The sequence below is a fragment of the Pseudomonas viridiflava genome, from assembly GCF_900184295.1.
Classification (GTDB): Bacteria; Pseudomonadota; Gammaproteobacteria; order Pseudomonadales; family Pseudomonadaceae; genus Aquipseudomonas; species Aquipseudomonas viridiflava.
In genome coordinates this window covers 4,860,696-4,883,883 of record NZ_LT855380.1, presented here as the reverse complement: position 1 = coordinate 4,883,883, position 23,188 = coordinate 4,860,696, and the positions used below count along the sequence as shown (strand labels likewise).

The 23,188-nt window shown below is 59.9% G+C and carries 25 protein-coding genes; 9 read left to right on the top strand and 16 right to left on the bottom strand.

Features of this window, described 5'->3' with window-relative positions:
* Position 1: 1 nt before the first annotated feature.
* Together lolB and CFBP1590_RS21985 are read right to left on the bottom strand one after the other, a co-directional pair.
* Positions 2-619, bottom strand: a complete 618-nt coding sequence (gene lolB / locus CFBP1590_RS21990; protein ID WP_088235914.1) for a lipoprotein insertase outer membrane protein LolB — start codon at positions 617-619, stop codon at positions 2-4.
* Between the two features lie 4 nt (positions 620-623).
* Entirely contained in the window at positions 624-2,351 is a 1,728-nt protein-coding gene (locus tag CFBP1590_RS21985; protein ID WP_088235913.1) for a tetratricopeptide repeat protein, read from the bottom strand.
* Positions 2,352-2,577: 226 nt separating this feature from the next.
* Here CFBP1590_RS21985 and hemA point away from each other — a divergent pair, with 226 nt between their 5' ends.
* From hemA to CFBP1590_RS21955, 6 genes are all read left to right on the top strand, one after another.
* Positions 2,578-3,855 carry a glutamyl-tRNA reductase gene (hemA, locus tag CFBP1590_RS21980; RefSeq protein WP_004879802.1) on the top strand — a complete coding sequence of 426 codons (1,278 nt, stop codon included), beginning with the start codon at positions 2,578-2,580 and terminating at the stop codon, positions 3,853-3,855.
* Positions 3,852-4,934 (top strand): peptide chain release factor 1, encoded by a 1,083-nt coding sequence (prfA, locus tag CFBP1590_RS21975; RefSeq protein ID WP_004879800.1) that lies wholly within the window; start codon positions 3,852-3,854, stop codon positions 4,932-4,934. Before hemA ends, prfA begins: the two co-directional genes overlap by 4 nt.
* Complete coding sequence (gene prmC, locus CFBP1590_RS21970) at positions 4,935-5,768, top strand: peptide chain release factor N(5)-glutamine methyltransferase (RefSeq protein ID WP_088235912.1); 834 nt, start codon at positions 4,935-4,937, stop codon at positions 5,766-5,768. It abuts the gene before it with no gap.
* The gene (locus CFBP1590_RS21965) at positions 5,762-6,532 is read left to right on the top strand and encodes a molybdopterin-synthase adenylyltransferase MoeB (RefSeq protein ID WP_167383101.1); all 771 of its coding nucleotides are present in this window, start codon (positions 5,762-5,764) and stop codon (positions 6,530-6,532) included. Before prmC ends, CFBP1590_RS21965 begins: the two co-directional genes overlap by 7 nt.
* Positions 6,525-7,340, top strand: a complete 816-nt coding sequence (gene murI, locus CFBP1590_RS21960) for a glutamate racemase (RefSeq protein WP_088235910.1) — start codon at positions 6,525-6,527, stop codon at positions 7,338-7,340. Before CFBP1590_RS21965 ends, murI begins: the two co-directional genes overlap by 8 nt.
* A 117-nt stretch (positions 7,341-7,457) precedes the next feature.
* Positions 7,458-7,976: an acyloxyacyl hydrolase gene (locus tag CFBP1590_RS21955; RefSeq protein WP_004879792.1), complete on the top strand. Its 519-nt coding sequence runs from the start codon at positions 7,458-7,460 to the stop codon at positions 7,974-7,976.
* A gap of 72 nt (positions 7,977-8,048) precedes the next feature.
* Here the strand turns inward: CFBP1590_RS21955 and CFBP1590_RS21950 are convergent, their stop codons facing one another.
* From CFBP1590_RS21950 to CFBP1590_RS21895, 12 genes are all read right to left on the bottom strand, one after another.
* Positions 8,049-8,363, bottom strand: a complete 315-nt coding sequence (locus CFBP1590_RS21950) for a YkgJ family cysteine cluster protein (RefSeq protein ID WP_244998717.1) — start codon at positions 8,361-8,363, stop codon at positions 8,049-8,051.
* Entirely contained in the window at positions 8,360-8,872 is a 513-nt protein-coding gene (locus CFBP1590_RS21945) for a DUF2878 domain-containing protein (RefSeq protein ID WP_088235909.1), read from the bottom strand. Before CFBP1590_RS21945 ends, CFBP1590_RS21950 begins: the two co-directional genes overlap by 4 nt.
* Positions 8,865-10,133 (bottom strand): SAM-dependent methyltransferase, encoded by a 1,269-nt coding sequence (locus tag CFBP1590_RS21940; protein WP_025993215.1) that lies wholly within the window; start codon positions 10,131-10,133, stop codon positions 8,865-8,867. Before CFBP1590_RS21940 ends, CFBP1590_RS21945 begins: the two co-directional genes overlap by 8 nt.
* Positions 10,120-10,920, bottom strand: a complete 801-nt coding sequence (locus CFBP1590_RS21935) for a DUF1365 domain-containing protein (protein ID WP_088235908.1) — start codon at positions 10,918-10,920, stop codon at positions 10,120-10,122. The genes CFBP1590_RS21940 and CFBP1590_RS21935 overlap by 14 nt, the downstream gene beginning before the upstream one ends.
* Positions 10,917-12,164 (bottom strand): NAD(P)/FAD-dependent oxidoreductase, encoded by a 1,248-nt coding sequence (locus CFBP1590_RS21930; RefSeq protein WP_088235907.1) that lies wholly within the window; start codon positions 12,162-12,164, stop codon positions 10,917-10,919. Before CFBP1590_RS21930 ends, CFBP1590_RS21935 begins: the two co-directional genes overlap by 4 nt.
* On the bottom strand, positions 12,161-12,961 hold the full coding sequence (locus CFBP1590_RS21925) for an SDR family NAD(P)-dependent oxidoreductase (RefSeq protein WP_088235906.1): 801 nt from the start codon (positions 12,959-12,961) through the stop codon (positions 12,161-12,163). Before CFBP1590_RS21925 ends, CFBP1590_RS21930 begins: the two co-directional genes overlap by 4 nt.
* Complete coding sequence (locus CFBP1590_RS21920) at positions 12,958-13,383, bottom strand: nuclear transport factor 2 family protein (protein ID WP_069145138.1); 426 nt, start codon at positions 13,381-13,383, stop codon at positions 12,958-12,960. The genes CFBP1590_RS21925 and CFBP1590_RS21920 overlap by 4 nt, the downstream gene beginning before the upstream one ends.
* On the bottom strand, positions 13,376-14,824 hold the full coding sequence (gene phrB, locus CFBP1590_RS21915; RefSeq protein WP_088235905.1) for a deoxyribodipyrimidine photo-lyase: 1,449 nt from the start codon (positions 14,822-14,824) through the stop codon (positions 13,376-13,378). Before phrB ends, CFBP1590_RS21920 begins: the two co-directional genes overlap by 8 nt.
* Before the next feature lie 9 nt (positions 14,825-14,833).
* Positions 14,834-15,736 carry a MerR family transcriptional regulator gene (locus CFBP1590_RS21910; protein WP_058430995.1) on the bottom strand — a complete coding sequence of 301 codons (903 nt, stop codon included), beginning with the start codon at positions 15,734-15,736 and terminating at the stop codon, positions 14,834-14,836.
* A gap of 2 nt (positions 15,737-15,738) precedes the next feature.
* Complete coding sequence (locus tag CFBP1590_RS21905; RefSeq protein WP_058430996.1) at positions 15,739-16,701, bottom strand: YbgA family protein; 963 nt, start codon at positions 16,699-16,701, stop codon at positions 15,739-15,741.
* Positions 16,702-16,891: 190 nt separating this feature from the next.
* Positions 16,892-17,107, bottom strand: coding sequence for a TIGR02450 family Trp-rich protein (locus tag CFBP1590_RS21900; RefSeq protein ID WP_004879770.1), 216 nt, complete (start codon positions 17,105-17,107; stop codon positions 16,892-16,894).
* Positions 17,104-18,090, bottom strand: coding sequence for an NAD(P)/FAD-dependent oxidoreductase (locus CFBP1590_RS21895; protein WP_088235904.1), 987 nt, complete (start codon positions 18,088-18,090; stop codon positions 17,104-17,106). Before CFBP1590_RS21895 ends, CFBP1590_RS21900 begins: the two co-directional genes overlap by 4 nt.
* 300 nt (positions 18,091-18,390) lie before the next feature.
* Here CFBP1590_RS21895 and CFBP1590_RS21890 point away from each other — a divergent pair, with 300 nt between their 5' ends.
* A complete protein-coding gene (locus CFBP1590_RS21890; protein ID WP_058430997.1) occupies positions 18,391-19,293 on the top strand; it encodes a TIGR01777 family oxidoreductase in 903 nt (300 codons plus the stop codon).
* 23 nt (positions 19,294-19,316) lie between these two features.
* Complete coding sequence (gene hemH / locus CFBP1590_RS21885; RefSeq protein ID WP_025993206.1) at positions 19,317-20,339, top strand: ferrochelatase; 1,023 nt, start codon at positions 19,317-19,319, stop codon at positions 20,337-20,339.
* 136 nt (positions 20,340-20,475) lie between these two features.
* On the opposite strand, the gene CFBP1590_RS21880 is transcribed toward hemH, so the two are convergent.
* Together CFBP1590_RS21880 and upp are read right to left on the bottom strand one after the other, a co-directional pair.
* Positions 20,476-21,753: a uracil-xanthine permease family protein gene (locus CFBP1590_RS21880; protein ID WP_004879760.1), complete on the bottom strand. Its 1,278-nt coding sequence runs from the start codon at positions 21,751-21,753 to the stop codon at positions 20,476-20,478.
* A 4-nt stretch (positions 21,754-21,757) separates the two neighbouring features.
* Entirely contained in the window at positions 21,758-22,396 is a 639-nt protein-coding gene (gene upp, locus CFBP1590_RS21875; RefSeq protein ID WP_004879758.1) for a uracil phosphoribosyltransferase, read from the bottom strand.
* 212 nt (positions 22,397-22,608) lie between these two features.
* Here upp and CFBP1590_RS21870 point away from each other — a divergent pair, with 212 nt between their 5' ends.
* A complete protein-coding gene (locus CFBP1590_RS21870) occupies positions 22,609-23,166 on the top strand; it encodes a hypoxanthine-guanine phosphoribosyltransferase (protein WP_004879756.1) in 558 nt (185 codons plus the stop codon).
* Positions 23,167-23,188: the final 22 nt, after the last annotated feature.

The following is a 23,188-nucleotide window of genomic DNA, read 5'->3' as shown; positions in this document are numbered from 1 at the left end:
TTCACTGCCCCAGTTTGCGAGGCTGCCAGTCCTTGATGACCAGCGTGACGTCGAGGTCCTGGCCGTGCAGTTTCACGCGCTCGGGCAGCCAGTAGCCGTTCTGTTCGACGTAACTCAGGTACTCGACCTGCCAGCCGTCCTGATCAAGGATCGCCAGACGACTGTCGCCGTCCAGGGTGACCTGGCTTTTGCTGTCCGGTGCGGGAAGGCCGCGTACCCACCACACAAGGTGAGAAACCGGGAGTCTCCAGCCGAGCTGGTCCTGCAGAAGTTCTTCAGGGGTCTTTGCTTCGTAGCGACCCTGATTGGCCACCTCGAGCGCGACTGCGCCGGGTCTGCCGGTCAGGCGCGCCGCACCGCGTCCCAGCGGACCGGAGAGACGGATGTCGTAGTAATCCTGACGCTGCAGCCAGAACAGAGTGCCGCTGCCGGAGTCTTTCGGCGCGCGAATACCGACCTTGCCGTTGATCTGCCAGCCGTCGAGGCTGCTCAGTTGCTGTTTGTGTTCGCGCCATTGCGCGGGATCGCCCTTGCCCTGAACCGATTCGCGGGACGTGAGGCCGGCACAGCCGGCAAGCAGGGCGATGAGGCTGAATACAACTACGTGGCGCAAAAACATAACGTCAAAGGGTCTCTGATCCGGTCAAGCGCCGCAGGGTGCTGCGCAGAATAGGGCTGTCGGGTTGCTGTTCCAGGGCTTTGGCCCAGACTTTTCGGGCTTCGCTCTGTTGGCCTTTGGCCCAGAGCACTTCACCCAGGTGAGCGGCAACTTCGTGGTCGGGAAAGCGTTCGAGGGCCTTGCGCAGCAGGCGTTCGGCCTCGTCCAGATTGCCCATTCGATAATTGACCCAGCCAAGGCTGTCGAGAACGGCCGGATCGTCGGGGTTTATCGAGTGAGCCTTTTCGATCAGTGCTCGTGCCTCGGCATAGCGCGTGGTGCGGTCTGAAAGCGTATAGCCCAGTGCATTGAGGGCCATGGCGTTTTCAGGCTCGCGCTTGATAATCGAGCGCAGATCCTTTTCCATCTGCGCCAGGTCATTGCGCTTTTCGGCGAGCATCGCCCGGGTGTACAGCAGATTGATGTCGTCCGGGTATTGCTTGAGCGCCTGACTCAGTACCTGCCAGCCGCGGTCGGCATGGTCGTTGCTGGTCAGGGTTTCGGCTTCGATCAGATAAAGCTGTATGGCGTATTCCGGTTGGGAGTCGCGAGCCTCGGCCAGGCGCTTGGAGGCTTCTGCGGCGTTGCCATTGCCGATCAGGATGTCGCTCTGGCGCAACTGTGCCGTCAGGAAATCAGTGCCGGGACCGACCTGGGCGTATTCATCCAGCGCGCTTTGCGGGTCATCACGCTCTTCATGAATGCGGCCCAGATTCAGGTGCGCCGAGTCGACGTGGGCACCGCGAGCGATGAGTTCTTCCAGATAACCAGCCGCCTCATCCCAGGCCTTGGCTTCCAGACAGACCAGTGCCAGCGAAAAGCGCAGGTCATCGTCTTCCGGATACTGCTGCAAAAGGCTGGAGAACTGCACCTTTGCATCATTCATGCGGTTCTGTTCCACCAGCATGCGGGCATAGGTCAGGCGCAGACGTTTGTCTTCGGGGTATTTCTTGATGCTTTTTTCAAGGATCGGCAATGCTTCCTTACCGCGTCCCATACTTTGCAGCAGGCGGGTGCGGAGCAGGATGGGCGCTACTTCGCCTTCCTTGGGGGGATTGTCTTCCAACAGCTTGAGCGACTGATCGGAGTCGCCGTTCTGCTGGAGCAACAAGGCCTTGCCGAAGATCAGTTGACCGTTATTCGGGTATTTGCCCAGCAATCGGTCAAAGCTCTTGAGCAGACCGTTGCGCGTATCCGAATCGGTTTCTGCAGCGGACAATGCCAGAAAGTCGAAATGCGTGTCGCCCTGACCCTGCAGCACCTTCTCCATGTAAGCCATGGAGTCGTCGTAGCGGCCGGAGCGCGCCAGCTGAATGGCGGCGGCCCGTTGCGCCTCGAGGTTCTTCGGGTCGTTTCTGGCCCAGATCAGCGCGGTTTCCAGGGCCGACTGGTCGGCACCCATGTATTCGGCGATGCGATAGGCACGTTCGGAAACGCCCGGATCCTGAGTCTTGATCGCCTGGGTCACGTAGTTGTCCAGCGCGATGTCGAAGCGGTTGCGTTGGCCAGCCAGCTCCGCGCTCAGCAGGCTGACAAGGGTCTCCTGAGTGAACGAACCATAAACCTGCGGCTTGGTTTCAGGCGCGGGCGGGGTGTCTTTCTGCGCAGTATCGGGCTGCGACGCAACGGGGGTCATGGACTGACAGCCGCCTAGAAAGGCCAGGGCAAGGAACAACGCGGAGAATCTATTCATATATAAGAAGGGCGGCTTACCTGCGGTTTGGATCATCATGACACAAGGCTGTTGGCAAACCCACAGCCGTCGGAAAAAGTACTGCAATGCTTATTTTAGCGGTGCTGCAGGCCCGCACAGGCGGCCTGCGACGAGCGATTCTAGTGGGACAATAATATGCGGTGGTTGTTCTGAGCTTATTGAAGTAGGACAATTGCCGGCTTCACGTCACAACCAGCGACCCTGAATGGCCTTCCTTGCACTTGGTATCAACCATAAGACCGCCTCGGTCGACGTTCGCGAGCGCGTGGCATTTACGCCCGAACAGTTGGTTGAGGCCCTGCAGCAGCTGTGTCGCCTGACGCATAGCCGTGAAGCGGCGATCCTTTCGACCTGCAATCGCAGTGAGCTGTACATCGAGCATGACGAGCTGGTGGCCGATCAGATTCTGGCCTGGCTCGCCGATTATCATCATCTGAGCCTGGATGAGCTGCGCGCCAGCGCCTATGTCCACGAAGACGACGAGGCCGTGCGGCACATGATGCGCGTGGCGTCGGGTCTCGATTCTCTGGTATTGGGCGAGCCGCAGATTCTCGGCCAGATGAAATCGGCGTACGCTGTCGCCCGCGAGGCGGGTACCGTCGGTCCGTTGCTCGGCCGACTGTTCCAGGCCACGTTCAGCGCTGCCAAACAGGTGCGCACGGACACCGCCATTGGCGAGAACCCGGTATCGGTAGCGTTTGCCGCCGTCAGTCTGGCCAAACAGATTTTCAGCGATCTGCAGCGCAGTCAGGCGTTGCTGATCGGCGCGGGCGAGACCATCACACTGGTCGCCCGGCATTTGCACGACCTTGGCGTCAAACGCATCGTGGTCGCCAACCGCACGCTGGAGCGCGCGAGTATTCTGGCCGCCGAGTTCGGTGCCCATGCGGTGTTGCTGTCGGATATTCCGGCCGAGCTGGTCAACAGCGACATTGTCATCAGCTCGACGGCCAGTCAGCTGCCGATCCTGGGCAAGGGCGCTGTTGAAAGTGCGCTGAAACTGCGCAAGCACAAGCCGATCTTCATGGTCGATATTGCCGTACCCCGCGATATCGAGCCGGAAGTCGGCGAACTGGATGACGTTTATCTGTACAGCGTCGATGACCTGCATGAAGTCGTCGCCGAGAATCTCAAGAGTCGTCAGGGCGCAGCGCTGGCCGCTGAACAGCTGGTCAGTGCCGGTGCCGAGGACTTCATGTCCCGCCTGCGTGAGTTGGCGGCAGTCGATGTGCTGCGCGCCTATCGCCAGCAGAGCGAGCGGCTGCGGGACGAAGAGCTGAGCAAGGCCCAGCGCATGCTCGCCAATGGCAGTAACGCGGAAGACGTACTGGTGCAGCTGGCGCGCGGTCTGACCAACAAATTGCTGCACGCTCCGAGCGTTCAGCTCAAGAAGCTGTCTGCCGAAGGCCGCGTCGATGCGCTGGCCATGGCTCAGGAACTTTTTGCCCTCGGTGAGGGCTCGACGGATAAAACCCCGCAATGAAAGCTTCACTGCTCAACAAGCTGGATGTGCTCAGCGACCGCTTCGAGGAACTGACTGCGTTGCTGGGCGATGCAGAAGTCATCAGCGATCAGACCAAATTTCGCGCCTACTCTCGTGAATACGCCGAGGTAGAGCCTGTTATCGCGCTCTACAATCAGCGCATCAAGCTGGTGGCCGATCTCGAAGGCGCTCAGGCACTGCTCAAGGACAGTGACCCGGACATGCGTGAAATGGCGGTCGAGGAAGTTCGGGAGACCAAACTGCAGTTGGTCGAACTGGAAGCTGAGTTGCAGCGCCTGTTGCTGCCCAAAGACCCTAACGACGGCCGTAACGTGTTTCTGGAAATACGCGCCGGTACCGGCGGCGATGAGGCGGCGATTTTCTCCGGCGACCTGTTTCGCATGTATTCGCGTTATGCCGAACGACGTGGCTGGCGCGTGGAAGTATTGTCCGAGAACGAAGGCGAACATGGCGGCTACAAGGAAGTCATTGCCCGCGTCGAAGGCGAGAACGTCTATGGCAAGCTGAAGTTCGAGTCCGGTGCGCATCGTGTGCAGCGTGTACCCGAAACCGAATCCCAGGGCCGCATTCATACGTCGGCCTGCACGGTGGCTGTATTGCCGGAGCCTGATGAGCAGCAGGCGATCGAGATCAACCCGGCGGACCTGCGTGTCGACACCTACCGTTCCTCCGGTGCCGGTGGTCAGCACGTCAACAAGACCGACTCGGCGATCCGCATCACCCACTTGCCGTCAGGTATCGTCGTGGAGTGCCAGGAAGAGCGTTCGCAGCACAAGAACAGAGCGCGTGCGATGTCCTGGTTATCTGCCAAACTCAATGACCAGCAGACCAGCGCCGCGGCCAATGCGATTGCCAGCGAGCGCAAGCTGCTGGTGGGCTCCGGTGACCGTTCGGAGCGTATTCGCACGTACAATTTCCCTCAGGGGCGAGTAACGGATCACCGCGTCAACCTGACCCTGTATTCGCTGGATGAAGTCATGGCCGGTGGAGTCGATGCAGTGATAGAGCCGCTACTCGCTGAATATCAGGCTGATCAACTTGCGGCACTGGGTGAGTAAATGACCATCATCGCCAGCTTGTTAAGAAGCGCTGAGCTTCCCGATTCCCCGACCGCCCGGCTCGACGCCGAGTTGTTGCTGGCCGCTGCCCTGGGCAAGCCCCGCAGCTTCCTGCACACCTGGCCCGAGCGCATTGTCAGCACTGAAGCGGCGCTGGCGTTCGCGGGTTACCTGCAACGTCGCCGTACCGGTGAGCCTGTTGCCTATATTCTGGGTCAGCAAGGCTTCTGGAAGCTCGACCTCGAAGTCGCGCCGCACACCCTGATTCCACGACCCGAGACTGAAATGCTGGTCGAGGCCGCACTGGAGTTGGTGCCTGCGTTCGCACCCGCTCAGGTGCTGGACCTGGGAACAGGCACCGGCGCCATCGGTCTGGCCCTGGCCAATGACCGTCAGCAGTGGAAAATCACCGCCGTCGATCGTGTGCCTGAAGCCGTGGCGCTGGCCGAGCGCAATCGCCAGCGTCTGCAACTGGACAACGCCGAAGTTCTGAACAGCCACTGGTTCAGTGCGCTGGAAGGTCGGCAGTTCGACCTGATCATCAGCAATCCGCCGTACATCGCCGAAACCGATCCGCATCTTTCGATGGGCGATGTGCGTTTCGAGCCAGGCAGTGCGCTGACCTCAGGCCCCGATGGTCTGGACGATCTGCGCACGATCATCAGCGAGGCGCCCGTTCACCTGAGTCCGGGCGGCTGGTTGTTGCTGGAACATGGCTATGACCAGGGTCCTGCAGTGCGCGAGTTGCTGATCCGTCATGGCTTCGAGCGCATTCAGACCCGCCGTGATCTGGGTGAACATGAGCGTATTACCTTCGGATGCGTGCCGTGCTGAGTGATCAGGAGCTGCTGCGCTATAGCCGGCAGATTCTGCTGCAACACGTCGATATCGAAGGACAATTGCGCCTCGGCAAAAGTCGGGCACTGATAGTAGGCCTTGGCGGGCTGGGCTCGCCGGTCGCCTTGTACCTGGCGGCTGCCGGAGTCGGCGAGCTGCACCTGGCAGACTTCGACAGTGTCGACCTGACCAATCTGCAACGCCAGATCATTCATGACACCCAGAGTGTCGGCATGACCAAGGTGGATTCGGCCATCGCCCGTCTGACCGCCATCAACCCGGAAGTCCGGCTGGTCGCCCATCGTGAAGCGCTGAACGTCGATTCATTGAGCGCTGCGGTACAGGCCGTGGATCTGGTTCTGGACTGCTCCGATAACTTCTCGACCCGCGAGGCAGTCAATGCTGCGTGCGTGATGGCTGGCAAGCCGCTGGTCAGCGGTGCGGCCATTCGGCTCGAAGGTCAGCTGTCGGTGTTCGATCCGCGGCGCAGCGAGAGTCCCTGCTACCACTGTCTATATGGGCATGGCAGCGAGGCCGAACTGACGTGCAGCGAGGCGGGTGTCATCGGTCCGCTGGTCGGACTGGTGGGCAGCCTGCAGGCCCTTGAAGCGTTGAAGCTGCTCGCAGGTTTTGGCGAACCGATGGTGGGTCGCCTATTGTTGATCGATGCATTGACCACCCGTTTTCGAGAATTGAAGGTCAAGCGTGATCCCGGTTGCAGCGTCTGTGGTGCGGCAAGCGGGCAGGGCGAGCATGCTTGACGTTCACATGAGCTATGGCAGCGACGCTCCGGTCGGGGTGTTCGACTCCGGTGTCGGAGGCCTGTCGGTGCTGGGCGAGATTCGTCAGAGGCTGCCCCACGAATCGCTGATGTACCTGGCCGATTGCGGCCACATTCCGTATGGCGAAAAAAGCCCCGAGTACATCGTCGAGCGCTGCCTGACCATTGCCGGTTTCTTTCGCGAGCAGGGTGCCAAGGCGCTGGTCGTTGCGTGCAATACGGCCACGGCGGCAGGCGTTGCCCATATCCGTCAGCTTTACCCGGATTGGCCCATCGTAGGCATGGAGCCTGCGGTCAAACCGGCGGCCGAGGCTACTCGCAGCGGCGTTGTGGGCGTTCTGGCAACAACTGGAACGCTACAGAGCGCCCGCTTCGCCGCCTTGCTCGACAGGTTCGCCAGTGATGTTCGTGTGGTGACGCAGCCCTGCCCGGGGCTGGTCGAACTGATTGAAACCGGTGATCTGCAAAGCCCACAGATTCGTCAGTTGCTGGGTCGCTACGTCGAGCCTTTGCTGGCCGAGCGTTGCGACACTGTCATTCTGGGCTGCACGCATTACCCCTTCCTCAAACCACTGCTGCAGCAAATGCTCCCCGAGTCGGTCGCCCTGATCGATACCGGCGCTGCGGTGGCGCGTCAGCTTGAGCGTCTTTTGTCCGGCAACGGTCTGCTCGCCAGTGGGCCTGCTCGCGAGACGTTGTATTGGTCCAGTGACGATCCTGACAAATTCAGAAAAGTCCTACGCGACCTATGGAAAACTTCCAGTAATGTGAGAAGCTTCCATTTGTAAAAAAAACGTGAAAAAAATCGTATCGGGGCTGAACTAACGCTTCGCCTGCGATTTCTATAAGCGCGACTGACCCAATTTCAATACTGGTAACACTTCATACAATTTAGGGCGTTTCTCATGAAGAGATTCTTTTGCATGGCTGTTTTTTCAGCCATCCTGGCGGGGCAAGTTTCAATGGCGCAGGCTGATGGCGTCGAGTTTTCGGTCGGTCAGACCGGCGAATCGACCATGACCTATCGTCTGGGCGTTCAATTCGATTGGGACAAGAGCTGGCTGCAAAGCGACGTGGGTCGTCTGACCGGTTACTGGGATGGTGCCTACACCTACTGGGACGGCAAGGATTACAAAGACAATCACAGTCTGTCGTTCTCTCCCGTTCTGGTCTATGAGTTCGCAGGCGGCAGCGTGAAGCCTTACATCGAGGCAGGTATCGGCGTTTCCGTTTTCTCGAACACTCAGGTTGAAGATCGCAAGTTTGGCTCGGCCTTCAACTTCGAAGACCGTGTCGGTTTCGGTCTGCGTTTCGCGGGCGGTCATGAGGTCGGCATCCGTGCCACTCACTACTCCAACGCCGGCATCAAACAGCCGAACGATGGTATCGAAAGCTACGCACTGCACTACAAAATGCCGTTCTGATTCAAACCTGATCGTGCCAATGCGCTGCATTGGCATGCGTCCGGCAAGCTGCAGGTCTCACCTGCAGCCCCATCAAAGATACGCCGTCGCAATCCCCTTGCGTTCGTTCAGACAATCCTCCGCTCCCGCCTCGAATTCCCTGCAGATCAACGGTCGTTTCTCATAAATCGTGCACATCATCGTGTTGCGATCCAGCGCCGCGCACCAGCCGTCGTCCAGGCGCAGCATGACCTCGCCGCCCCAGTCATCGGTATCGATGTAACGCTCGGGCACTCCCGTATCGGTGATGAGCATCACCTCCAGTTGGCAGCAGCAGGCTGCGCAGGTGGAGCAGGTGACTTTTTCCTCGTCGATGACAGGTACGAGCGGGATGAGGGTGTCGTTCAGAGGGAAGCTCCCGGGTGTCTGGCACGCACGCTTGCTGCCAGCCACTGAAGCAGGGGAAATACAGCTGCCCAGATCAAGGCCAGCAGCGTCATGCTTGGCCAGAACCCGAGCGGAAGATGAACCTGCGCCAGTTGTGAGCCGGCATAGTAAGACATCGGCCCGCCAATAGCGCCCAGAACCGCCGCCCGCCAGACGGGCGTTGCTGTCCAGGCAAGGCAATGGTTGAGCGTGGTGCCCAGAACGGCCCACAACAAAATCAGCCATAGCGGGATCAGATAACCGCCGGTGCCGAAATCGAAGACCCCTAGCGTCATCAACACACTGTCCAGCACCGTGCCCACCATTGTGACCATCAGCACCAGCCGTCCTTCGGCCGCCCATGAGCTGACCCACAGGAAGTGAATCAGCAGTACGCCGACGGCAATCAGTAGCCAGTAACTGTTGCTGCCCAGCACACAGGCGAACCAGCCCGCCTGGAACAGCGCCGCGTTGGCAATCGTCTTAAGCATTGAAACGTCCGAGCAACGGTTCACGCAGTGCTTCGGGTTTGGCCAGCAACAGTTGAGCGGTGCCGATGGTGCGCTCCAGAAATCCACCCTCGCAGTAGCACAGGTAGAACTCCCACAACCGCAGGAAATACTCGTCATAACCCAGTTCGGTCAGTTTGACGTGGGCGTGCCTGAAATTGTCGTACCACATACGCAGCGTGCGCGCGTAGTGCAGGCCGAAGTCTTCCATGTGCAGCAGGTTCATGTCGGTGTCGGAGCCGACGATGTCGAGCATCTTCGCTACTGAGGGCAGGGCGCCGCCGGGAAAGATGTAGCGCTGGATAAAGTCCACGTTGCGCTTGGCCTGCGCGTAACGCTGCTCGCGAATGGTGATCGCCTGCAGCAGCATCAGCCCGTCGCTCTTGAGCAGGCTGGCGCACTGTTTGAAATAGGTCGGCAGGAAGCGGTGGCCCACGGCTTCGATCATTTCGATGGACACCAGCTTGTCGTACTCGCCGGTCAGGTCTCGGTAGTCGGTCAGCAGCAGCGTGACACGATCCTTCAGGCCCAGCTCGTTCAGGCGTTGTTCGGTGTAGGCGAATTGCTCGGCGGAAAGGGTCGTGGTCGTGACCCGGCATCCATAATGCTGCGCCGCATAGATGGCCATGCTGCCCCAGCCCGTGCCGATTTCCAGCAGGTGATCGGTCGGTTTGAGCGCCAGCTTCTGGCAGATGCGCTCCAGTTTGTTCAACTGCGCCTGTTCCAGTGTGTCGTCCGGGCTCAGGAACTGGGCGGCGGAGTACATCATCGTCGGGTCGAGAAACTGCTCGAACAGCGTGTTACCCAAGTCGTAATGGGCCGCGATGTTTTTCTGCGAGCCTTTGCGCGTGTTGCGGTTCAGCCAGTGCAGGCCGTGAATCACCGGGCGCGTCAGGCGGGCGAAACCGCCTTCCATGGCATCCAGCACATCCAGATTGCTGACGAAGATTCTGACCACAGCTGTCAGGTCCGGCGTGGTCCAGTACCCGTGGATGAATGCCTCAGCAGCTCCGATCGAGCCGGTGCTGGCGATCATGCCCCAGGCGGCAGAATCCAGAACGTGCACTTCACCTTGAATCAGGGCGCCTGCCTTGCCGAATGTGTGGCGCTCGCCACCTTCGATGACGACCAGTTGACCATTGCGCAGGCCTGCCAGTTGTCGAAGCACACCTCGACGCAGGATGCTGGCGGTCAGGCTGTTGGTACCCAGATTGGCAGAAAAACTACTGCTACTGCTTTTCATGGCGTGAATCCTTGGGTTGCGCGGCGGCAGCACGGTACTCGCCGTCGGCGGCCTGATGGGAAAAGATCGGTATGCGTTTGGCGAGCAGGCGCATGGCCTGCCAGTAAATCGCCAGACAGGTTTTTGCGGTCATCCAGGGAAACGTGATCAGGTAACGGTGCAGCGTTTGACGGCTCAGGCTCTGGCGCGTCAGGTTGAGCGTGGCGTCGAACATTTTCAGTTCGCCCTGCCAGTCGGCCATGTGCACGCCGATGCGTTCGGCGGGCTGGCTGAAACTCATTCGGTACTCAAGATCGCGAGGCAGAAACGGTGAAACATGAAACGCCTTGGCCACGGCAAAATGCTGATGCCCATCGCCGTCGGCCGGCAGTACATAGCTGTAGCGCTCGCCCCACGGGGTGTTGGTCACTTCACACAAGATGGCGGCCAGCGTGCCGTCAGTCTCATGGCAATAGAAGAAACTCACCGGATTGAACGACAGGCCCCAGCTGCGCGCCTGAGTCAGCAGGCAAACGGAGCCGGTCGGCGTGCGCCCCAGCGCAGTACTGACCCGCTCGCGTACGGCCTCGATCAGCGACAGACCACGGCCTGTCAGTTCCGGCAGGTAGTCGCGTTCACGGAACGAGAACGGCGCAAAGCGCTTGCTCCCTGCCAGCGGCGATAAGCCGAGCACGCTGGCCTGTTCATCCAGGTCCAGATACAGCAGGCCTATGCGATAGGTGAACGCATGCGCTCGCGGCGCAAACCGCCGATGCGAGATCCAGCCGCTGTACAGCGCGCTGTTCACAGGGCTTCCCCGAAGGCTTTGGCGACACGCAGACCGCTGACCACGCCGTCTTCATGAAAGCCGTTGGCCCAATACGCGCCGCAGTACCAGGTGTGATCGACGCCGTTGATTTCTTCCCAGCGAGCCTGGGCTGCAACGGCCTGCAGGCTGTATTGCGGGTGAGCGTAGCGATAGCGGCCGATGACCTTTTCAGGATCGATGGCAGCATTCTGATTCAGGCTCACGCAGAAGGTGGTGTCGTTTTCGATGCCCTGCAGAATATTCATGTCGTACGTGACGGCCGCCAGTTGCTGCTCGCCGCCGCCCAGCCGGTAATTCCAGCTGGCCCAGGCCAGGCGGCGGTCAGGCAGCAGTCGGGTGTCGGTGTGCAGCACCACGTCGTTCTCGGCATAGCGCAACGCGCCCAGAACGCTTTGCTCTGCACTCGAAGGCTCGGCCAGCATGGCGAGGGCCTGATCGCTGTGACAGGCGAAGATCACCTTGTCGAAGCGCTCGGTGCCCATCGCGCTGTGCAGCGTGACGCCGTCCTGATCGCGCTCGACTCGGGTGACCGGACAGGACAGACGAATCTTCTCCCGAAAAGAGGCCGTCAACGGCTCGATGTAGCTTCTCGAACCGCCTTCGATCACGCACCACTGCGGCCGGTTGGTCACTGACAGCAGGCCGTGGTTCTTGAAGAAGCGCACAAAGAACTGCAGCGGGAATCCCAGCATGTCTGCCAGTGACATCGACCAGATCGCAGCGCCCATCGGCACGATGTAGTGATCGATGAAACGCTGGCCGTAACCGCCGTTCTTCAGGTAGTCACCGAGCGTGGTGTCGGCTGAAATACGCTGGTTTTCCAGGTCTTCGATGGCCAGGCGATTGAAGCGCAGAATGTCGCGCAGCATGCCCCAGAACTTGGGTGACATCAGGTTGCTGCGCTGGGCGAACAGGCTGTTGAGGTTGTTTCCGTTGTACTCGACCCCGGTACGCGGATCGTGCACCGAAAAACTCATTTCGGTGGGTTTGAACGCCACGCCCAACTGGCCGAGCAGCTTGATGAAGTTCGGATATGTCCAGTCGTTGAACACAATGAAACCGGTATCAATGGCGTGATGACGCCCGTCGATCTGCACGTCGACCGTGTGCGTGTGGCCGCCGATCCAGTCGGACGACTCGAACACCGTCACATCGTGCGAGTGGTTGAGCAGGTAGGCACTGGTCAGCCCGGCAATACCGCTGCCGACTACGGCGATTTTCATTGAAAGTCCTTATTCGACGTCGCGCCGGGTTCGGAAGAGCGTGCCATGCGCTTGCCAATGGCGAACCTGGCTCGGGCGGGCAGCATGGCCAGCAGTCGCATGCTGAAAATGAATGCGGCAGGGAAGGCGATCTCCAGCGCACGTTTTTCGCGAGCCAGATTCTGGGCGATGTATTTCGCTGCCTTGCCGACCGGCCAGCGCATGGGCATCGGAAAATCGTTTTTCTCGGTCAGCGGTGTATCAACGAAACCCGGGCTGACGATGGTCACGTCGATATTCTCGCTGGCCAGATCCAGGCGCAGGGCTTCGAACAGATAGCGCAGACCGGCCTTGGACGCGCCATAGGCTTCGGCGCGTGGCAGGGCCAGAAAGGTCACGGCACTGGCTACGCCTACCAGATGAGGACGACGCCCCTTGCGCAGCAGCGGCAAGGCTTCCTGAATACAGAAACTGCTGGCCAGCAGGTTGGTGCGCACCACGCGCTCGACCATCGCGGCTTCGAATTGCCGGGCATCGATGTACTCGCAGGTGCCTGCGTTGAGAATCGCCGTGTCCAGCGCACCCCATTCCTGAGCGATCAGGTCCGCAATGGCAGTGACCTGCAGGCCGTCGGTGATATCGCCGGTGGCCAGCAGCACTTGAGTAGGGTATTGCGCGGCCAGGTTCTGCAGCGGCTCCAGCGTGCGTGCGGTCAGCGCAACACGATGGCCCGCCTTGAGCAGTTCAATGGCCAGCGCGAGGCCGATACCGCTGCTTGCACCGGTCAGCCAGATACGTCGAGCAACAGGAGTGTTCATGCCAACCTCTTCTTGAGCCAATTGATCACCCGACCCATGACGGGCAGATGCTCATAGAGCAGTGCGCCAGCGTCGAAGTAGTCCCGGTGCCGATAAACCTTGTCGTCGCGCCACTTCAGGTGCGAGCAGCCCTGGACATGGATGGTGCGGCCATTGGCCAGACGCGGATGTGAGTAGTGCATGGTCCAGAGCAGATAGCCCTCACCGGACCGGACCTCGTCGAACGCATGGAAGTCGAAACGCAGGTCGCTGACGTTGGCATACAGCTCGGCGAAATAGCGCCGCATGTCTGCCAGGCCATGGATGTCGTGCATCGGGTCGCTGAAAGAGACGTCGTCGCTGTACAGTTCGGCGATCCGATCAAGGTTGTCCTTGTTCAGCGCCACGAAGCCTTCAGCGAATCGATGCAGGAAATCAGTCATCCGCTTTCTCCGTCGCCGACTGGCGGCCGGGCAGGGCCTTGAATGCGGCCAGCGCTCGGGCGCGGCTTTTGCTCAGGTCGACGATGGGGGCCGGATAATTCGCGACGCCAAACAGGCCGCCGGCAGAGGCCGGGTTATGGACCTGCTTTTTGTTAAGGTCAGCCAGCTCCGGCAGCCAGCGCTTGAGGAACACGCCTTCAGGGTCGAATCGTTCCGACTGCGAGAGCGGGTTGAAAATACGGAAGTAGGGCACAGAGTCCGTTCCGGTGGACGAACTCCATTGCCAGCCACCGTTGTTGGCGGCCAGGTCACCGTCGATCAGGTGGCGCATGAAAAAACGCTCGCCTTCCCGCCAGTCGATCAGCAGATTCTTGGTGAGGAACATCGCAACGACCATCCGTAGTCGGTTATGCATCCAGCCGGTCTCCAGCAATTGACGCATGGCCGCGTCAATGATCGGCAGACCGGTGCGCGCCTCTTGCCAGGCCAGCAGCTCTTCAGGCGCGTTACGCCATTGCAAGGCTTCGGTTTCGGGGCGAAACGCACGATGGCGTGAAACACGAGGATAGCCGACCAGCGTGTGCTTATAGAACTCACGCCACAGCAGTTCATTGATCCAGGTCACGCTTCCTTCACTGCCGGTCTCGAATTCACCATGATTGCTGGTCAGGGCTGCGTGCAGACATTGACGCGGCGAGACCACGCCCGCTGCAAGATAGGCCGACAGCTGGCTGGTGCCGGGCCGGGCCGGAAGGTCACGTTCAGTCTTGTAATAGTGGATCTGATCGTCAGTGAACTCGGACAGACGCCGATGCGCTTCGTCCTCACCGGCAGGCCACAAATTGCGCAGTGCCTCGGATGGCGCAGAGAAGCCTTTGACTGTTTGCGGAATCGCGTCGCTTTTGGTCGGCAAAGAGTCCTGTGGCTTGGGCGTGCGTACCGTACGCGGCATTGCTTCGTGCAGTCGCGAATAGCAGACTTTCTTGAACTGGCTGAAGACCTGGAAATAATTGCCGGTCTTGGTCAGAACACTGCCGGGCTTGAACAGCAGTTGGTCCAGATGGCTGTGGAAATGAACCCCGGCATCTTCCAGCGTCTTCTGCACCGCCTCGTCGCGGCGGGTTTCGTTGATGCCGTATTCCTCGTTGGCGTGAACTGCTTCAATCTTGAACTGCTTGCACAGTTTCGACAGGACCTCGGGCGCCTTGTCCCAGGTATCCGCTTCGCGAATCAGCAACGGCACATTGAGTTTGCCGAGCGCCTTTTCCAGCTCGACCAGATTACGCAGCCAGAAGTCGACCTTGCAGTCTGCGTCGTCATGGCTTTGCCATTGGGCCGGACTGATCAGATAGACCGCCAGTGTCGGTCCCCGCTCCATGGCGGCGCTCAAGGCAGTATTGTCATGAACGCGCAGGTCAGTGCGCAGCCAAAGCAGTTGCATGTTGAGTCCTTAGATAATGCCGAGCCTGTTGAGCTCGATCTGAGCACTGAGCGGGTCGTCGACGAGGGTCAGACCTACAACCTCGTTTGCACTTACGAGCAACTCGGCGTTATGGATCTTCACCGTTGGTCCACCCAGCACCACCGGGCAGGCAATATTGGCCAGCAAGCGTGGCAGCTGGGCGACGTTCAGGGATTTGCTCGAATACAGCACGATGCCGCGCGGTTGCAGGTATTCGGCCGCCAGCGCCAGCTCTCCGGCGGGCAGGGGCCAGTCGAACACTTCGACCGGGCAGTCGGCGCTGCTGACCAGCCATGCCGTCAGCCACAGGTGTGGCTCCAGCGGCAGGTCGGATTGGTTGACCAGCAACACGGGCCTGCCGCTGAGCTGGCGATTGTTGTGGTAGATGCGTGCGCCGAACTTGCTGCGCAGCCAGGAGTAAAAGAAGGTGCGCTCCAGTTGAGCGCCAAACTTGCCTTGCCAACGCTGTTCCAGCTCCGCCAGCAGCGGCATAAGCAGTTGCTCGCACAGGGTGCGTGGCGGGTACAGCGACATGGCCTGGTTGAACACATCATCGACTCGACGCTCGGCCAGCTCGCCAATGGCGATCAGCAGCGTCTGACGCAGCGCATCCCAGTCGTTCGAAGGCACAGGCGCGTCCTGCAGGTCGTCGTCGAGCAAGGCCTTGACCTGGCTGACCGACACGCCACGGTTGAGCCAGGTAAGGATCATCATCACGCGCTGGACGTGTTCCTGGGAATACAGGCGATGACCCTTCTCGGTACGGTGCGGCACGATCAGGCCGTAACGCCGTTCCCACGCACGCAGAGTGACGGCATTGACGCCGGTCTGACGTGCAACCTCGCGGATCGGCAGCCAGTCGTCCGGGGCATCCTTATCCAGTTCATTCATAGTCAAATCGCATTACGCAGGCTGAGGTTTTCCGGATGCGGCTGCATGTACACCTGCAGCGCCACATACGGATCCGGGTGTTGGCGGAAATGGTGTTTGAGCAGGGTCAGCGGCACGATCAAGGGCACGATCCCCTGATGGTACTGGCCGATCAACTGCTGGATTTCCTGTTTGTCCTCGGCGCCGATGGTCTGCTTGAGGTAGCCAGCCAGGTGCTGAAGTACGTTGGTGTGGGTGCGACGAGTCGCGCATTTCTTGAGCGCGGTCATCAGGTCGCTGAAATACTGCGGGGCGATGTCTTTCGGATCACTGCGGCCCATGCTGCCAAGCATTTTGCCCAATGCCTTGTATTGCACGGGGTCGTTGGCCATCAATTGATATTTGTAGCGCGAGTGGAATTCGGTCAGGGCGCGGCGCGTAACGCCTTCTTTCAGAAGCTGCTGCCACGCCGAATAAGCGAACACCCGCGTCACGAAGTTTTCCCGCAGCACGGCGTCGTTGAGACGTCCGTCTTCTTCTACCGGCAGGTTGGGGTGGCGTTCGCAGAAGGCCTTGGCGTAGATGCCGGTGCCTCCACCGTCGACCGGCGCGCCGTTCTCGCGATAAACCTTCACTCGCTCCAGGCCGCACGACGGAGATTTCTGCATGAAGATGTAACCGCAGAGGTCGCCCAGCTCTTCGGCCATCTGCGTGCCGTAATCGGCCAAGGCCTCGGTGACGTCAAGTTCGCGATTGACCGTGCCCAGCGCGCGAGGATTTTCCGCATCACCGACCAGCCGGATAGGCTCGCGCGGGATGCCCATACCGATCGCGACTTCAGGGCAGGCCTGGACGAAATCAAAGTATTGGCTCAGTGCACGGGTGCACAGATGCGATTCCTTGTGGCCGCCATTGAAGCGAACCTCGGCGCCCATCAGGCAGGCACTGATACCGAGTTTGGGCTTTTCGATTACGTCCGTTGACATCACCAACCTCTACAGAAGACTTGTACAGACAAAATGCTCTGTACAACTTGCACTCATCATAGGTGCATAGCTGTACAAGTCAAATTGTTTGTAGAGGGTGGAAAAGGGGGTTGAGGCAGTGATTACTGGGTTGTAGGAGGCCTTCACGTCTCCAGCGTAATGCTGTAGCACGGCAGCCACGCTTGAAGTGCTACTTCCAGCCCATCCGCCATACGTCCGCTGCCTGCAGCACCTGCCACGGCAGGCGCTCGCTACGTTGGGTCAGCACCGCCTGCAGCTCGATTTCCAGCACTGTGCCTTCTTCGTCCTTGAACAGCTCGGTCACCATAAAATGCTTCTCACGATTGACCGGCGTGGCTGCTGTCCATTTCGACAGCAGCAGTTTGCGTGGATTGATCTGGTTCATTGCGCGTGTTCCAACAATCGGCGTGCGGCTTCCTGACCACTGAGCCATGCGCCTTCGACCCGGCCCGACAGGCACCAGTCGCCGCACACATAAATGCCAAGGTCGGCATCGGAAAGCGCGCCCCATTCGTGAGAGCCTGCCGGGCGCGCATACAGCCAGCGGTGGGCGAGGGTAAAGACAGGTTCGGGCATCGTGCAGTCAATCATTTCCGCGAATGCGCCCTGCAACTGCTCGATGACTTCTTCCTTCGGCATGTCCAGATGCTGCCGACTCCAGTTGCTGGTGGCGTGCAGAATCCAGGTGTCGAGCGTGTCATCGCGTTCGGGTTTGCTGCGGTTGCGTGCCAGCCAGTCAACCGGGCTGTCCTGTACGAAGCAGCCTTGCATGGGCGTTTGCAGCGGTGTGCTGAATGCCAGCGCGATGGCCCACGTCGGGTCCATCTTGACCCCGGCCACCACGCTGGCCAGCTTGGGTGCCGCTGCCAGCAACGGCGTGGCCTGAGGGGCAGGCGTTGCGATGATGACGTGGCTGAACGGGCCATGGCTTTCGCCTTCCGCGTCCAGCAGGTTCCAGTGCTGTTCACCGCGAAACACTTCGGTGATGCGGCACGAGAACGACACCGGCAGATCGCCGCGCATGGCACGGGTGATGGCGCTCATGCCCGGCTTGCCAACCCAGCGAACCTGTTCGTCGGGCGACGGGCTAAGCCTGCCGTTCTGAAAGTTGTAGAGCGAAGGTGTCCACTCGGCGACATGGCCCTGGGCCTGCCACTGTTTGACGGCCGTCGCAAAGCGCCGATCGCGAGCGGTGAAATATTGCGCACCCATGTCCAGCGAGCCTGCATCGCTGCGTTTGCTGGACATCCGACCGCCGCTGCCGCGGCTTTTGTCGAACAGGTGCACCTCGTGCCCGGCTGCAATGAGCGCCTGGGCCGCTGAAAGTCCGGCGATACCGGTACCGATGATTGCGATAGGGACAGTCATAGGGGCCTCGTTACCTTGTCTGTACAGACTACGCCGTAGTTAAAACCTGTACAATCTTCTTGTCTGGTATAACTTGCAGTGGTTCTCGATTCTGTTGTGAGTCACTCTGCAACCTTGAAGGTCGAAGACGTTCAGTCTGCTGCCAATCGACAATGGGCCAACCACCCGAGCGGGGCAGTAAAGCTCCAGTCCGTTCAGGTGTGGCCTATGGTTCAGTCAATGGTTTCGTTGTCTGGATAAGCGTCACCCTTGAAAAATAGACTACTCAATTGCCACGAACGCCACGCGAGGTAACCTGCCATGCACATATTGCTGACCGGCGGTACTGGTTTGATAGGACGAGCGCTCTGCCGACACTGGTCCACCCAGGGTCATCAATTGACCGTCTGGAGTCGACGGCCCGCTGATGTGCCCAAGCTGTGCGGATCATCGGTGAAGGGCATTGCCCGTCTCGACGAACTGGGCGATCAGCCCGTCGATGCCGTCGTCAACCTGGCAGGCGCGCCGATTGCCGACAGGCCCTGGACCCGCAAGCGTCGATTGATGCTCTGGGACAGCCGCATCGGTCTGACCGAGCAGTTGCTGGCGTGGATGGGCAAGGCGACACAAAAGCCCGCGCTGATGATCTCCGGGTCGGCGGTGGGCTGGTATGGCGACAGCGGTGAACGAGAGCTGGACGAAACCTCTCACCCCGCCAAGGAAGACTTTGCCAGCCAGTTGTGCGGTGCCTGGGAAGAGACCGCGCAGCGGGGTGAAGCCTTGGGTGTGCGGGTGGTGTTGATACGCACCGGTCTGGTGTTGTCCGACCGTGGCGGCTTTCTGCAGAAACTGTTGCCGCCGTTCAAGTTCGGCATGGGCGGCCCGATTGGCAACGGTCGACAGTGGATGCCCTGGATTCACGTTCAGGACCAAATCGCAGCGATTGATTTTCTGTTGAATCTCGACGATGCCCGCGGCCCTTATAATCTTTGTGCGCCTGCGGCCGTACGCAACCGCGATTTTGCCAAGACCCTTGCAGGCATCCTGCATCGGCCGGCTTTCATGCCGATGCCTTCGCTGGCGCTCAAAGTGCTGCTGGGGGAATTGTCGGTACTGCTGCTGGGCGGGCAACGGGCGCGCCCCGATCGTCTGCAGCAAGCCGGTTTCACGTTTCGTTTTACCGATCTGAAAACCGCCCTGCAGGATCTGCTGGGTCGACACTGAAAGCCATTGAATTAGGAAGTTGCATGACTGATCACGCGTTGTTGCTGGTCAACCTGGGTTCGCCTGCATCCACCCAGGTGGCAGATGTGCGTAGCTACCTCAATCAGTTCCTCATGGACCCTTACGTCATCGACCTGCCGTGGCCGGTGCGCAGGCTGCTGGTGTCGCTGATTCTGATCAAGCGCCCGGAACAGTCTGCTCACGCCTACGCGTCGATCTGGTGGGATGAGGGCTCGCCGCTGGTGGTGCTGAGCAAGCGTCTGCAACAGGCCATGAAGAAAGAATGGGATCACGGCCCGGTCGAGCTGGCGATGCGTTACGGCGAGCCCTCCATCGAAACCGTGCTGACGCGGCTGGCAGAGCAGGGCATCAAGAAAGTCACCCTCGCGCCGCTGTATCCACAGTTTGCCGACAGCACCGTCACCACGGTCATCGAAGAAGCCAAGCGTGTAGTGCGGGCAAAATCGCTGAAGGTGCAGTTTTCACTGCTGCAGCCGTTCTTCGATCAGCCGGAATACCTGAACGCACTGGTGGACAATGTACGCCCGCACCTGGAGCAGCCACATGACCACTTGCTGCTGAGCTTTCACGGTCTGCCGGAGCGCCATTTGCACAAGCTGGACCCGACCGGTAAGCACTGCTTCAAGGAAGACTGCTGCATGACCGCGCCCGCAGAGGTGCTCGCCACCTGCTACCGCGCGCAATGCCTGCAATCGGCTGCCGCTTTTGCCAAGCGCATGGGCATCCCCGATGGCAAATGGTCGGTGTCGTTCCAGTCGCGTCTGGGGCGCGCCAAGTGGATCGAACCCTACACCGAAGCGCGCCTCGACGAGCTGGCGGCGCAGGGCGTGAAGAAGCTGCTGGTCATGTGTCCGGCATTTGTCGCCGACTGCATTGAAACGCTGGAAGAGATTGGCGACCGCGGTGCCGAGCAGTTCAAGGAAGCGGGCGGGGAGGAGTTGGTACTGATACCGTGCCTGAACGACGATCCGAACTGGGCACGTGAGTTGAACAAGCTCTGCGAACGTGCACCGTTGATGTTGTAAGGCGCTGGTTCAAACGGGACGCAGAGCGTCCCGGCCTGCATGCATGAAAGATCGTTACCACGCTCCGCGTGGTAACGCCTCCCAGGACGCTCCGCGTCCGGCCGTGATGCGACGCAGAGCGTCACGATCAACGCTCTTACGGCAACTGATCATCCAGCTGCTTGTTCTTCCAGCTGTCATTGCCCGGCAGGATCAGGTTCAGCACGATGGCGGTCACGGCGCACAGGGCGATGCCTTTCATGCCGAAATCGTCCGGGCCAGTGCCTGTACCGATCAGCACGCCACCGATACCAAACACCAGCGTCACCGAGACGATCACCAGATTGCGCGCTTCCGACAGGTCGATCCTGTGACGAATCAGGGTATTCATGCCCACCGCCGCAATCGAACCGAACAGCAGGCACAGAATCCCGCCCATCACCGGTACCGGGATACTCTGCAGCAGCGCGCCGAACTTGCCGATAAACGCCAGGGTGATCGCGAAGATCGACGCCCAGGTCATGATTTTCGGGTTGTAGTTCTTGGTCAGCATCACCGCGCCCGTCACTTCGGCGTACGTGGTATTGGGCGGACCGCCGAACAGGCCTGCGGCGGTGGTGGCAATGCCGTCACCGAGCAGGGTGCGGTGCAAACCCGGTTTCTTCAGGTAATCGCGACCGGTCACGCTGCCCACCGCAATCACACCACCGATGTGTTCAATGGCCGGAGCCAGGGCAACCGGCACGATGAACAGGATCGCCTGCCAGTTGAATTCCGGCGCGGTGAAATGCGGGATCGCCAGCCAGGGTGCTGCGGCAATCTTCGCCGTGTCGACCACACCGAAATAGAACGACAGCGCAAAACCGACGAGCACGCCGGAAATGATCGGCACCAGTCTGAAGATGCCTTTGCCGAACACTGCCACGATCAGCGTGGTGAGCAGGGCAGGCATCGAAATCAGCATCGCGGTCTGGTAATGAATCAGCTCGGCACCATCACCGGATTTGCCCATCGCCATGTTGGCGGCAATCGGCGCCATGGCCAGGCCGATGGAAATGATCACCGGACCAATCACCACCGGCGGCAGCAGGCGGTCGATAAAACCGGTGCCTTTGATCTTCACGGCCAGGCCCAGGAAGGTGTAGACGAAGCCCGCTGCCATCACACCGCCCATGGTTGCGGCGAGGCCGAACTGACCCTTGGCTAGAATGATCGGGGTGATGAAGGCAAAGCTCGATGCCAGAAATACAGGCACCTGGCGGCCGGTCACGATCTGGAACAACAGCGTGCCCAGACCTGCGGTGAACAATGCAACGTTAGGATCGAGTCCGGTGATCAGCGGCATCAGGACCAGCGCGCCAAAAGCCACGAACAGCATTTGCGCACCGGACAGAACCGTACGCCACAGTGGATCGTTGAACTCGTGCTGCGTCATCGGGTTATGCGTCCTTCTGTTTGGTGCCGAAAATCTTGTCACCGGCATCGCCAAGGCCCGGAATAATGTAACCGTGTTCGTTGAGGCGCTCATCGATGGAAGCGGTGTAGATCATCACGTCCGGGTGTGCAGCTTCCACGGCGGCAATGCCTTCGGGCGCGGCAACCAGCACCATGGCGCGGATTTCCTTGCAGCCGGCTTTCTTGAGCAGGTCGATAGTGGCAACCATCGAGCTGCCGGTCGCCAGCATCGGGTCGATGATCATCGCCAGACGCTCGTCGATTTCCGGGACCAGCTTCTCGAGGTAGGTGTGGGCCTGCAGGGTTTCTTCATTGCGGGCTACGCCCACGGCACTGACCTTGGCACCCGGAATCAGGCTGAGCACGCCGTCGAGCATGCCGATGCCGGCACGCAGAATCGGCACAACAGTGATTTTCTTGCCGGCGATTTTCTCGACCGACACGGTTCCGGCCCAGCCCTGGATATCGTAGTTTTCCAGCGTCAGGTCGGCAGTGGCTTCATAAGTAAGCAGAGCGCCCACTTCCTGAGCCAGCTCACGGAAATTCTTGGTGCTGATGTCTGCGCGGCGCATCAGGCCGAGCTTGTGGCGGATCAGCGGATGACGGATCTCACGAATGGGCATAAGGAAAGGCTCCAGCGGGGGCAAAAAAACGGCCTAGATTAATCTATTCAGCCGATACTGTCTTACGATGTGTGCAGTATTGTTCTTTGGCTTGGACGTTCGCTGCTTTTAGAAGACACTCGCAACGTTAGTCCAGAATCACTTGCTCTGAGCCGAACGGATGCGTACCTTTGCCCGCTTTTCTTACACTGCCCCCACCTGGAGAGCGCTTCATGTCTGCTGATCTCGAGCATATCCGTCAAATCATGCGCGAGGCTGACTGCCTGTACACAGAAGCCGAAGTCGATGCTGCCATCGCTCGTGTCGGCGCGCAGATCAATGCCGAACTGGCTGAACGCAACCCGGTTGTGTTTTGCGTCATGAACGGCGGCCTGATCTTTTCGGGCAAGCTGTTGACCCATCTGAACTTCCCGCTGGAAGCGTCCTACCTGCACGCGACCCGCTATCGCAACGAAACCACTGGCGGCGACCTGTTCTGGAAAGCCAAGCCGGAAGTCTCGTTTATCGACCGCGACGTGCTGATCATCGACGACATCCTCGATGAAGGCCACACGCTGGGCGCGATCATCGACTTCTGCAAACACGCTGGAGCCCGTGCGGTTCATACCGCCGTGCTGATCGACAAGGACCACGACCGCAAGGCTCGCCCGGACCTTAAAGCCAACTACGTCGGCCTGCCATGCATCGACCGCTACATCTTCGGTTTCGGCATGGATTACAAGGGCTACTGGCGCAATGCTGCCGGTATCTACGCCGTCAAAGGCATGTAACGCTGTCTGATCGCTGCTCTGG